This window comes from Erwinia sp. B116 (assembly GCF_002865965.1).
GTDB lineage: Bacteria > Pseudomonadota > Gammaproteobacteria > Enterobacterales > Enterobacteriaceae > Erwinia.
Map to the genome: position 1 here is coordinate 9,453 of NZ_JRZZ01000037.1, position 12,168 is coordinate 21,620.

At 60.4% G+C, this 12,168-nt stretch carries 11 protein-coding genes; 4 read left to right on the forward strand and 7 right to left on the reverse strand.

Translation table 11 applies throughout. From position 1 onward, the window contains the following. A partial coding sequence (locus tag NV64_RS18830) for a flagellin (RefSeq protein WP_158239908.1) occupies nt 1–1,595 on the forward strand: 1,595 nt, incomplete at its 5' end. A gap of 86 nt (nt 1,596–1,681) precedes the next feature. Here NV64_RS18830 and NV64_RS18835 read toward each other — a convergent pair. From NV64_RS18835 to gatZ, 6 genes are read right to left on the reverse strand one after another with little or no spacing between them, the layout of a single operon-like run. Next, complete coding sequence (locus NV64_RS18835; protein WP_056240216.1) at nt 1,682–2,536, reverse strand: tagatose bisphosphate family class II aldolase; 855 nt, start codon at nt 2,534–2,536, stop codon at nt 1,682–1,684. Next, nucleotides 2,536–3,600 (reverse strand): alcohol dehydrogenase catalytic domain-containing protein, encoded by a 1,065-nt coding sequence (locus NV64_RS18840; RefSeq protein WP_056240219.1) that lies wholly within the window; start codon nt 3,598–3,600, stop codon nt 2,536–2,538. Before NV64_RS18840 ends, NV64_RS18835 begins: the two co-directional genes overlap by 1 nt. A 47-nt stretch (nt 3,601–3,647) precedes the next feature. After that, complete coding sequence (locus tag NV64_RS18845; protein ID WP_056240222.1) at nt 3,648–5,021, reverse strand: galactitol-specific PTS transporter subunit IIC; 1,374 nt, start codon at nt 5,019–5,021, stop codon at nt 3,648–3,650. 4 nt (nt 5,022–5,025) lie between these two features. After that, nucleotides 5,026–5,310 carry a PTS galactitol transporter subunit IIB gene (gene gatB / locus NV64_RS18850; protein ID WP_056240225.1) on the reverse strand — a complete coding sequence of 95 codons (285 nt, stop codon included), beginning with the start codon at nt 5,308–5,310 and terminating at the stop codon, nt 5,026–5,028. 32 nt (nt 5,311–5,342) lie between these two features. Beyond that, nucleotides 5,343–5,801, reverse strand: coding sequence for a PTS galactitol transporter subunit IIA (gatA, locus tag NV64_RS18855; RefSeq protein ID WP_056240228.1), 459 nt, complete (start codon nt 5,799–5,801; stop codon nt 5,343–5,345). After that, nucleotides 5,794–7,089 (reverse strand): tagatose-bisphosphate aldolase subunit GatZ, encoded by a 1,296-nt coding sequence (gene gatZ, locus NV64_RS18860; RefSeq protein ID WP_101506539.1) that lies wholly within the window; start codon nt 7,087–7,089, stop codon nt 5,794–5,796. The genes gatA and gatZ overlap by 8 nt, the downstream gene beginning before the upstream one ends. A 308-nt stretch (nt 7,090–7,397) precedes the next feature. Here gatZ and NV64_RS18865 point away from each other — a divergent pair, with 308 nt between their 5' ends. The 3 genes from NV64_RS18865 to NV64_RS18875 all read left to right on the forward strand — a co-directional run bounded on the left by NV64_RS18865 (nt 7,398) and on the right by NV64_RS18875 (nt 11,655). Further along, the gene (locus NV64_RS18865) at nt 7,398–8,180 is read left to right on the forward strand and encodes a DeoR/GlpR family DNA-binding transcription regulator (RefSeq protein ID WP_056240232.1); all 783 of its coding nucleotides are present in this window, start codon (nt 7,398–7,400) and stop codon (nt 8,178–8,180) included. A 169-nt stretch (nt 8,181–8,349) separates the two neighbouring features. Beyond that, a complete protein-coding gene (locus tag NV64_RS18870; RefSeq protein WP_101506540.1) occupies nt 8,350–9,555 on the forward strand; it encodes a multidrug effflux MFS transporter in 1,206 nt (401 codons plus the stop codon). 165 nt (nt 9,556–9,720) lie between these two features. Further along, the gene (locus tag NV64_RS18875) at nt 9,721–11,655 is read left to right on the forward strand and encodes a nuclease-related domain-containing DEAD/DEAH box helicase (RefSeq protein ID WP_101506541.1); all 1,935 of its coding nucleotides are present in this window, start codon (nt 9,721–9,723) and stop codon (nt 11,653–11,655) included. A gap of 137 nt (nt 11,656–11,792) precedes the next feature. Here the strand turns inward: NV64_RS18875 and NV64_RS18880 are convergent, their stop codons facing one another. After that, nucleotides 11,793–12,137 (reverse strand): hypothetical protein, encoded by a 345-nt coding sequence (locus NV64_RS18880; protein WP_233209041.1) that lies wholly within the window; start codon nt 12,135–12,137, stop codon nt 11,793–11,795. Nucleotides 12,138–12,168: the final 31 nt, after the last annotated feature.

The following is a 12,168-nucleotide window of genomic DNA, read 5'->3' on the forward strand; positions in this document are numbered from 1 at the left end:
ATACGCTGGAAGATGGCGACGCCATTCAGGCCGAGATCAACCTCAACCTGAAGGAGATTGCCCGACTGAACGGCAGCGCCAGCTTTAACGGCATCAGCGTGCTGGACGGCAGCGCCGGTAAACTGGCTATTCAGGTGGGGGCTAACGATCGCGATTCTGTCAGTGTGGATCTCTCCGCTCCGGGCTTCAGCATTGACGAACTGGGTCTGAAGGACCTGGTGATCAACGGTATTAAAAGCGCCGTCACCACGGTTAACAGGGTGATCGGCAGCGCCAGCAATCTGTCGCTTGCCGATCCTAACGTGGCGGTGAATTTCACCACGCCGACCGCGCTGAGCGACAGGCAGCTGGTCAGAAGCAGCGCCAACAACCAGCTCTATATTCAGGGTAACGACGGCGACGGCAAGGCGGTTTACTATCCGGCCGTCCGTGCCGGCAGCTGGGATACCGCTACCGGCCAGGGTTACATTACCGTAGATGCCAGTAGCGCCAGCCCGCTCTACGCGAACGTACCGCAGATCCCCGCCCGCAGCATCACCAGCTACAGCTACCTTGATGACAACGGCGCCGCGCTGCCCGCCAGCCCGGCCCCGTCGCTGACCCTCAGCAACGGTCAGTACTACGTTGAGCAGAATGATATCTACTACCCGGCGACGCTGAGTTTTGACGCCAGCGGTGCCGCCACCGCCACCCTGACCGGGGCCGGCGGCCAGCTGGACAGCGCGTTTTCCCCGCTGCCGGCCCAGGTCACCACCACGCCGGCCGTTGATACCACCAGCGCCGCACTGAGCTACAGCGACGCCAGCGGCAATCCGCTGCCCGCAGGGGATGCCAGACTGCTGAAGTCGGGCAGCCAGTACCTGCTGCAGGTGGATGACGGCAGCGGCAACCCGCAGTACTTTAACGCCACCTTCGCGGCGGAGACCGACGGCAGCAGCACGACGCTGGCGGTGCGCGCCACCGACGCCATTAATCTCAACAGCTTTAGCGCGGTGACCACCATCACTGGCACCTCAACGGTGACCCTTGACCCGGCAAAGGTGCAACTCAACTACACCAGCGCCAAAGGCGAAACGGCCACCGACGTGCTGCGTTCCGACGGCAACGGCGGCTATCTGTTAGACCTGCCGGGCATGGGCAAAACCGCCACGCTGGTCAGCCAGGACAGCGACGGCACGCTGCTGTTAAAAACCAGCAACGGCGTCGGTGACGTACAGATTTACTTCAGGGCCACCGTCAGCGCCAGCACCGACACCAGCACCAACTACACGGTGATGACGGTGCGCGAAGTCGGCGCGGAAATCCGCCTGCGCCATCCGGATAACCCGCTGGCGACGCTGGATGCCGCCATCGCCCGCGTCGACAGCAAACGGTCCCAGATGGGGGCGATTTCCAACCGCCTGAGCTCGGTACAGAACCTGCAAAACAGCACCGGCGTGGCGCTGGCCGCCGCCCGCTCACGCATTGAGGATGCCGACTACGCCAGCGAAGTCTCGGCGATGAGCCGGGCGCAGATCCTGCAGCAGTCCGGCAGCCAGCTGCTGGCAAAAGCGAAGCTGGAGCCGCAGGCGGTGCTGGCGCTGCTGCAGAACTAGTTCATAACACAGAGGTGCACGGGCAGGCGTCGCGCCGTCCGTGAGCGTGGGCCCGGTCAGTCACCGGGCCGCGCCCCAGGGCGCGATCAAATCCGCCCGGCGCTCCCGCAGATACGGATTTTTTCCTGCACCACCTGCTTCATCGCCCGCTTGCCGGGTGCCAGATAGTCGCGCGGATCGCTGGAGCCGGGGTTATCCTGGAACCAGGCCTTCACTGCATCCGAGAAGGCGATCTTCAGCTCGGTGGCCACGTTGACCTTGCAGATCCCCAGCTCAATTGACCGTCTGAGCATCGCCTCCGGAATGCCGGACGCACCGTGCAGCACCAGCGGAACGCTGACCTGCTCGCGAATGCGCGCCAGCCGGGTAAAGTCCAGCTTAGGTTCGCCCTGATACAGGCCGTGGGCAGAACCGATCGCCACCGCCAGCGAGTCGATGCCGGTGCGGTGGATATACTCGGCGGCGCGGTCCGGATCGGTAAAGAAGCTGTCCTTTTCATCGACCACCAGATCGTCCTCCTGGCCGCCCAGCCGCCCCAGCTCTGCCTCCACGCTGGCGTCATAGCGATGGCACAGCTGCACCACCTGCGCCACCCGGGCGATATTCTCCTCGAAGGCACAGTGTGAAGCGTCGATCATCACCGATCGTACCCCGGCCTTGACCTTGGTTTCGATATCGCTGAACACCTCATGATGATCGAGATGCAGGGCGATCGGCAGATTGTACTGCTGCGCCGCCTGCTGGCAAATCGCCACCAGATAGTGCAGGCCAGCGTAGCCATAGGTGCCGGTGGTGCCGGCCATAATCACCGGTGAGCCCATTTCGGCCGCCGTTTCGGCAATCACCTGTACGGTTTCCAGGTTATGAATATTAAACGCCGGAACGGCGTAGCCCTGCTGCTGCGCGTCGTTCAGCATCGCGCGATTAGAGACCAGATACATTATGCTTCCCCTGCCTGCTGTGGTGAAAAATCGAGCATGATTTTGCCGCTCATCGGCCCGCCCTGCAGCTCACTGACCGCCGCCGCGTAGACCTCCGGCCCGCCCTGCACCGCAATCAACGCGGTCAGGTCAATCTCGCCGGCCGCGAACAGCTGCGCGGCCTGCTGCCACTCCACGCCGGGCCAGTCGCCGGAGTAGTTCATCCAGCTGCCCAGCAGCCGCAGCTCCTTGCGCAGGATCAGCCCGAAGGTGGCGCTGCTGAGGGCCAGATCGCGGTGCAGCGTGCCGATCAGTCCGATCTGCGCCTGCGGGCCGGCAATCTCTATGCTCAGCGCCACGGTCTGCGGCGCGCCGGCGGTTTCAAGGATCAGCTGGTCGAAACGGCGCTCCTCCAGCGCCTGGCGGATCGCCGCCGCATCCATCTCCGCGCTGTTAAACACCCGATCGGCACCCAGCCGTTGCGCCAGCGCCAGCCGCTCGGGGTTGAGGTCGATGGCGGTGACCGAACGTGCGCCCAGCGCCTTCGCCGCCTGCATCGCCAGCAGGCCGATGGTGCCCGCCCCCACCACAATCACAGCTTTGTTACGGCAGCCGCCGGCCAGTTCGAGGGTATGCAGGCTGACGGTCAGGGGTTCAAAGAAGGCGCCGGCCAGCGGCGAGGTACCCGGCGGCAGAGCGAACAGGTTACGGCGCGGCAGCACGATGACTTCGCGGTTGCCGCCGTCGCTGCGTGAACCGATAAAGCGGTAGTGGCGGCACTGCGACCACAGCTGACGACGACACTCATCGCACTCAAAACAGGGCTGCAGAGGCACGCAGGCCACCAGATCGCCGACCGCCAGATCGCTGACGTCGGGACCGGTTGCCGTCACCCGGCCACAGAACTCGTGGCCGAGGGTAATCGGGTAAAAATGGGCACCCTGATGAAAGATCCGCGGGATATCCGAGCCGCAGAGCCCGGAACAGAGCACCTCGACCCGGACCTCATCGGCGGTTTCAATCTGAGGCAACGGTCTTTCTTCAACCGTAACGCTGCCTCCGGCGTGGATCACGACAGATTTCATGGTATTAACTCCGGGAGTGACGGGGTTACCCCCGTCTGAACTTCAGATCAGGATAGATTCCCGTTAAGCCGGGTGTCGCCGGGCTGCGCGGCAGGGGTGGCACGGCGCGCACGGCGCCAGGTAAGTACCACCCCGAGCAGATAAATCGTGCCAATCACCGTCAACGCCGTCACGTTCTGCCAGGTCATCAGCTGGATCAGCAGGTAGGTAATCGGTGAACCACCCTGGTCCATTGATGCCACCTGGCCGCCGGCCTTCAGCGCGCCGGCGTTGGCCGCCAGCTGGGTATGCAGGCCGATAGTCTGGGTGGCGATCCACAGCGTCATGCCCATAATGATGATGCCGGAGATCAGCGTGCGGAACAGGTTGCCCTGGTGCACCGCCACCGCCATCGCCACAAAGAAGCCGATGGTTGCCAGGTCCCCGAACGGCAGCACGCGGTTACCCGGCAGCAGCACCGCAATCAGAATGGTCAGCGGGATAAAGATCAGACTGGCCGAGACCACCGCGGTGTGGCCGAGCAGCAGCGCCGGGTCAAGGCCGATCAGGAACTCCTGGCCGCCAAACTTCGCCTGCAGACGTTTACGCGCCTGTTTGGCAATCGGATTCAGGCCATCCATAATTGGCTTAATCACCCGCGGCATCAGCAGCATCACCGCCGCGGTTTTCACCGCCAGCTGCAGCACGCCTTTGGCGTCATACCCGGCCAGCAGACCGATCAGGATGCCCATAATAAAGCCCACCGTGACCGGTTCGCCGAAGGCACCGAAACGCTTCTGGACATCGTCGGCGCTAAAGTGAATGCGTTTCAGGCCGGGGATTTTTTCAATCACCGCATCAACCAGTACCGCTACCGGCCCCATCCAGGCCGAAGAGCCGTGCGGCACCGCAATACCGTCGAGATCGAAAAACTGCTTCGTGTCACGGGCAAACCAGTCACCGAGCTTGTAGGCAAACGCCGCATGCACCACCACGCCCAGCATGCCTACCCAGTATGATCCGGTCGCCAGATGCAGCATCGCGCCGGTGAAGGTCATATGCCAGATGTTCCAGATGTCGACGTTGACCACCCGCGTCATGCGGGTCACCAGCATCAGGATATTGACGCCGATCGCCACCGGAATAGCCACCAGCGCAATCTGCGAGGCCCAGGTCATCGGGGAGGAGCCAGGCCAGCCGACGTCAACCACGTCGAGGCCGATCTCAAAGTTGGCCGCCATCGCCTTCGCCGCCGGCCCGATCGAGTCGAGCATCAGACCAATCACCAGCCCGATGCCGACAAAACCGATGCCGATGTGCAGGCCCGATTTGAAGGCATCCCCGACCTTCATCCCCATCCCCACCGAGAACAGGATAATCACCACCGGCAGCATCACCGTCGGACCGAGATCGAGGATATAGCGCATGATGTCAGTAAACATGAGCCTACCCCTGCAGCAGCGTAAGGATCTTCTGGCGCAGTGCATCAATGCCCACGCCGGAAATAAACGGCATTCCGTGGACTACCGGAATGTCACCAAACTGCCGGTCGACCCGGGCGGTGGTGCAGATCAGATCGACGCCGTCCAGATAGGTTTCAATCTCATTGACCCGGCACTGCACCAGCTCAACCTGAATACCGTACTCATCGCACAGCTCTTTAATCTCTTCTGCGGCCATGGTGGAGGTGGCGACAGCGCCTCCGCAGGCGACGATCACTTTACGTTTCATTGTTATTCTCCGTTTGCAGGGTCAGGGGTCGGTCAGACGGCCGGGGCGAACAGCCGTGAGGTAAAGCAGTCGGCCAGCGCCTCTTGCGGAACGCTTAACAGGCTGTCGATAAAGTCCGGCTGCTGCAGCTGACCAAACAGGCTGCGCAGCAGGGTCAGCTGTTGCTCCGGATGGGTCACCACCAGCGCGATAATCAGTTCGGCGTCCACGGTGCCGTCATCATCCGCCTGCAGAAAAGCCACCGGCGCGGCGGGCCGGATCAGGTAGATGGCCGGTTCAATAGCGTGGCTGGCGTCGCAGTGCGGGATCGCCACCGCGTGGCCGTCCAGCGCAATGCCGGTCGGGTAGCTGGCTTCACGTTCCCGCAGCGCGTCGGGGTAGCTGGCGCGGCAGATGCCCTCGCCGACCATCTTCTCGCCGATATGCTGCAGAACCTCAGCGGCCGTGGTGAACGCCAGCCCGGAGGCGACGATCAAACGCGTGTTATGCATGGCTTAATTCCTGGTTATGGGTGGCTTCAGGCGTACATCCGAAGGCGTAATCGCGCAGGACGTCCTGGATTTTATCGATAATAAGCGCACGGGCGTCGGCGTTCAGCGATCCGGCAAGCACGCGGTCAAACTGCTTTGGTAAATACTGGCTGAGTAAGCCGAGTGGGATCGCGGTAGCGCCAAGGTTGGCCATCAGCGCGTCAAACGCGGCGCTGATGCGCGGGTTAGGCCAGTAGTAGCGGATGCGGTCCGACAGGCTGAAGTGGATATCCACCAGCGACTGAGAGAAGGCCGGGCGGTAGTACTTCTTCCAGTAGCCCGGCTCGTCCAGCATCACCTGGTCAATCACCGCCAGCATCCGGCTCTGTTTTTCCGGCGCGATCAGCGCTTGCTCAATTTCAGCCAGCGCAAAGATCGCCTCGCGCAGGGCGAAGGTCAGCGCCGGGCCAACTTTGAGGATGGCAAAGTGGTCTTTGACCAGCGCGCGGTAGGCGCTACGGGTCTGATAATCGGTGGAGTGCGCTTCATACACCACCGGCGTGGTGGTAATAAAGGTGCTCAGCTCGCGGGCCCCGGCAGGCTGATAGTGCACCACGCTGCTGTGGTCGAACTCGACGCCCGGCTGCACCACCAAGCCAATAATACGTTCAATCGCTGCCTCAAGCCCCGCCGCGCGGAATGCCTGGTAGTGCAGCTCCAGGGTGTGGGCGGCGTCTTCAGGGCGGGTGACGTGCACCTCATGGATCGCCGAGGCTTCCCCACCCGGCACCGGCACTTCAGTGCCGATAACATAGGTCAGCGCCGCCCGCTGTTCGGCGCTGGCGCTCTGTTCCGCCACCCGGCACAGCTCGGCGGCGCGCTGTGCCACCACTTCCGGCGGCAGCGGCAGCGGATCGCCGGCGCAGGACATCGAAGCATCAAGGTGAATTTTGCTAAAGCCGGCACGGACGTAGTCGGCGATCAGCACCCGCGATTTCTCCATCGCCGCCTCAGCGCTTTCGTCCTGCCAGCAGTTAGGCCCGAGGTGATCGCCGCCGAGGATCAGCCGCTGAGGCGGGAAACCGACGCGCTGTGCAATCGCCAGCACGTAATCACGAAAGTCGGCGGGCCGCATGCCGGTGTAGCCGCCGTACTGGTTTACCTGGTTTGAGGTGGCCTCGATCAGCACCTGACGATCGCCGTGCAGATCCAGCCGCAGCGCGGCTTCAATCACCAACGGGTGGGCGGAACAGACCGAACAGATACCACAGTCGAGACCCGATTTATGTTGTGCGATTAGGTGTTTCATAACGTCCTCCGAAAGATTTCATAAACAATCGTCAATTTTCGAAAGCGACACAATCCCTTTCCTTTCGTTATGTGATCATGATCTATGTATTTACGTTACCTTTCTTATTCTTTCTTTTTATGTCGTTTTTGACTTTCATCCGCAGAGTAACCCGTAGCTAAACGGCGTTAATCGTAATTAGCCCGCTCGCCGCCCGCTGCTGCGCCCGCCTCGCCGACACTCTGCGTAACGCTTCACATTTCACTCATTTCCGTTTTACTTCCTTATCCTTTCGTTTTAGGATGCCCTGACTTTGCACAGGAGCCCGCATGAACTCATTTGAGCGCAGAAACAAGATCGTCGACATGGTTAACAGCAGCGGCAGCCAGCTGGTCAACGACATTTCGGCCAGCCTCGGCGTGACCGAGGTGACCGTTCGTGCCGACCTGCGTTTACTGGAGGAGCGCGGACTGTTAACCCGCTTTCACGGCGGTGCAGCGCGTATCGACAGCGTCAGCGCGCAGGACGAGCCGTCGGCCGATGCCGAAGTCAGCCTCAACGACCGCTATCAGCTGGCCGCCGATCCGAAACGACGCATTGCCCAGGCCGCCGCAAAGCTGGTAAAGGAGGGTGATACGCTGATCCTCGACAGCGGCAGCACCACCAAGCTGCTGGCGGAAGCGCTGGTGACAATGAAGAACATTACCGTGATCACCAACAGCCTGCCGGCGGCGGCAATCCTGATCGACAACACCGATATCACCCTGGTGGTATGCGGCGGAACGGTGCGGCACAAGACCGCCTCGCTGCACGGCAACATCGCCGAAGCCGCGCTGCGCGACGTCTCGGCCAACCTGATGTTTGTCGGTGCAGACGGCCTCGACTGTGATAACGGCATCACCACCTTTAACGAAGGCTACGCGATCAGTGCGGTAATGGCTGCGGCGGCACAGCAGGTAGTGGTGGTGACCGACTCCAGCAAATTCGGGCGTAAAGGGTTTAACCTGGTGCTGGCAATGGAGAAAATCGACCAGGTGATCACCGACCAGCAGGCGCCGGAAGAGACGGTCGCCGCCCTGAGGGCGAAAGGAAAAACGGTGATCCTGGCCTGATAACACCGCAAGGCGGCAGCACCATGGAGCAGGACGGCGTGCGCGGGCGGGTGGCGATTTAGCATCGGATTAATGAATACCGCTCACAGGCCCATGTCGATTGTCCCCGATTATCGGCCGGGCGGTTTCCATTACACTGCACGGCTCTCCCCTCTACAGACCCGAAACTATGACCCTGCCCACGGCCATTGGCCCGAATTCTACCCACGCCCGCCACGGGCTGAGCTTTATCGTGATCCTCAGCGCGCTGATGGCCTTCACCTCGCTGTCGACCGACATCTATCTGCCGGCCATGCCGCTGATGGCGCAGGAGCTGCAGGGCGATGCCGAACTGACCATCAGCGGATTTCTGGCCGGATTCTGCCTCGCCCAGCTGGTGTGGGGACCGATCAGCGACCGGCTCGGCCGTCGGCTGCCGCTGCTGATCGGCATGCTGCTGTTTGTGGCCGGCTCGGCCGGCTGCGCGTTATCGACGGATATGGCGCAGCTGGTGTTCTGGCGGGTGTTTCAGGCGTTCGGTGCCTGCACCGGGCCGATGCTGGCGCGGGCGATGATCCGCGATCTGTTCAGCCGCAGCGAGGCGGCGCGGATGTTCTCCACCCTGGTGCTGGTAATGGCGATCGCGCCGATTGCCGGGCCGCTGCTCGGCGGCCAGCTGATCCTTTTCACCTCATGGCACAGCATTTTCTGGCTGCTGGCGGCGATCGGCATCCTGATGCTGCTGGCGCTGCGCTGGCTGCCGGAGACCCTGCCAGCAGAAAAACGGCAGCACGCCTCGTTAGCCACGGCTTTTCGCAACTATATGACGCTGCTGAGCCAGCCGCAGTTTATGCGCTTTACGCTCTGCGTTGCCAGCTACTACGTGGCGGCGTACGCCTTTATTGCCGGCTCACCCCAGGTGTATATCCGCTGGTTTGGCGTCGATCCGCAACATTACGGCTGGCTGTTTGCGCTGAATATCGTCGGTCTGATGGGCGTCAGCCTGATCAACCGCCGGCTGGTGCAGCGCCACGCGCTGGAGAAACTCCTGCTGTGCGCCACGCTGTTGGCCGCGCTGGCTGCGCTGGGGCTGGCCGCCGGCGCAGGCCTGCGGTTTGGTGGGCTGCTGCTGGTGGTGCTGACGGTGCTGGTGTTCTTCGCCATGAACGGCATTATCGCCGCCAGTGCTACCGCCGCCGCGCTGGACGCCGCGCCGCAGATGGCCGGTTCCGCCTCCGCGTTGATGGGTTCACTACAGTACGGCAGCGGCATTATCTCGTCGCTGCTGCTGGCCCTGTTTAGCGACGGTACGCCGTGGACCATGGCGTGGATTATTGCGCTTTTTACCAGCGCCAGCGCGCTGTTGGCGTTCGGCGCGTGGCGGAATAAACGTTAAGCGGCTCCCGGTCGCCATCCAGCCGCTTCGGGCCCCAGAATAAATTAAGAAAGTTCTTAAATGAAGCTGGTACACCCTGTGACAACTGCGTAACATATTGACATTAAGTCATTATATTCCGCGGCCGAACGCAACTGAGGGCCGATCATCCGGCAGGAGCCACTGATGGCGATTTTTCACCCTGACTTTGCCAATATTGCCCGTCTGACCGTCGCCCCCACCGAGGGTGAATATGCGTTACTGCGGTTGCTGGCCGATAAGCTGGATAACCGGTTTGAGGTATTTTTCAACGCCTGGCTCGACGGTGACCGGCCCGATATTATCGTGCTCAGGCAGGGCTACGGCGCACTGATTTTCGAAGTCAAAGACTGGAATCTGCTGCATTACCGCATCACGCCTGAGAACCACTGGATCGTTAATGGCCCACGCGGTGAAGCAAAGATCCGCTCACCTCATCAGCAGGTTTTCCGCTACAAAAGCAATCTGTTCGATCTGCATCTGCCGATACTGGGGCTGAAAGAGGCGCTTAATCGCGCCTTTTACCGCCTGATTGACACCGCCGTCTATTTCCATCCGGCAGGCAATACGCCACCGGCCGCCCTGTATGATTCGGCGCTGGCAGAGATCAAACGTCGCCGTGACGAGAACAATCAACAGTTCAGACAACGGGCGATCGAACATGCGGTGTATGAGCGCACCGCCAACGGCCTGAAGCTCCGTGAAATAAAGCTGGTACGGGATCGTTCAATCAGCGTAACGCCGGAGAACCTGGCGAAGAAAATAGCCCAGTTACAACAAAGCAGACCCGATCCGTTATTTACCGACGACATTTATCATGAGTTCAAACGCCGGCTGGCTCCCCCGGAAAGCGTGCTGAATCAGGGGATCGCGGTTAAATTTGATAAAAAGCAGCTGCGGCTGACCCTCAGCGAGACCGGCCTGAGTAAAATTAAGGGCATCGCAGGCAGCGGTAAAACCACCATGCTGGCGCAGCGGGCGGTTCATGCCTTCGCGCGGCATCAGAGCGCGGTGCTGATCCTGACCTTTAACCTGACCTTAAAACCCTTTATTCACGACAAGGTTAGCGCCCTGCGCGGCACCCTCAGCTGGGACTGTTTTGAAATCAGTAACTATCACCAGTTCTTTAACGCCGCCCTGAATGAGCTCAATATTTCGGTTGAGACGTTTCTTCAGCTAAAGCGGGATCAGGGTCTTAATCCGCGTGATGCCCTGGATGCGCTCTATAAACACGCTGCGTTTTTTGCTGACGGCGAGACGCGGCGTTATCACACTATTCTGATCGATGAAATTCAGGATTACGAACCGGAATGGGTACAGATTATCCGTCAGCACTTCCTGGCCGACGACGGAGAAATGGTGCTGTACGGCGATCGTTCGCAGAATATATATCAGCGCGATGATAAGAAGCGTGAACTGGCGATTACCCAGGGCTTCGGGCGCTGGGAAACGCTGACCCGCTCTTATCGCTCCCGGCTCGACACGCCGCTGGTCCATCTGTTTAAGCGTTTTCAGGAAGCATTTCTGCTCGGTAAATACAGCGATGCAGAGATTTTTGAGTCGGAGCCGCTGCAAAGCAGCATGAATTTCGATCTGCTGGAGTACCACACCCGCCTGACGGAAGAGAACGCAGAAGCGATGGCGCTCGGCATGCAAAAGCTGATGCGTGAACAGCACCTGCATCCCAATGACGTGGTGATTATCTGCTCCTCGATTGACCTGCTGAGCCGGCTCAACAGCGCGATCGCTGCCGATGAGAAAACCATGGTGATGTTTGAAACGGAACAGGAAATTGAGGCGCTGAAAAAGCTCTATCCGGCAGAAGCGTCATTCCGGGAAGCCCGCGATAAGCTCAGGCGCAGAAAGAAAAATTTCTTTATGCAAAACTCCGGGCTGGTGAAACTCTCTACGCCGCACAGTTATAAGGGCATGGAGTGTAAAACCGCCTTTGTTGTGCTGACCAAAGACGACGATGCCGAACTGGTCTATACCGCGATTACCCGGGCCAAAAGCAACCTGATCGTCTTCGGCCATCCGGAGGGGCGTTACCACGCGTTTTTTGAACAGACGCTTACGCCGTAAGCCCGCACTCCTGCCCGACCGGGACGCTAAAAAATCAACTTAGCGCACCAGAGGCCGGTTGCCAGGGCGATACGTTGGTTCATCGCTTCAACGCCTTCTGAATTGTTCCCGCCAGCCTGACTGGCGGGTCATTAACCTTAAAAAATGATTTTGGCGATCGACAATCCGAGACCCAGTGCGACAAAGATTACGCTACACAGCCAGCGGGTTTGTGACGCTATTTTCGCTTGCATGTCATACATGGAGATATGAATTTTATCATTCAGCCCGGACATCGACTGATGCATCTCTGCCCGCAGCCCCTCCACATCGTGTCGCGTGGCATAGTTGGATTTGATCACCGCCACGTCGACCACCAGTGTGGCAACCTGCTCTTCAAGTTTGCTGATTCTTTGATGCATACCTCCACCTCCTCCTGGTGGCTGGCCGCCGGCTGCGGCGGCCAGCCTGGGATACGGCAGCACAGACAGATTTTCTGACATCCCTGCTCCCCTCTTTTAGTCAATTTCCGAT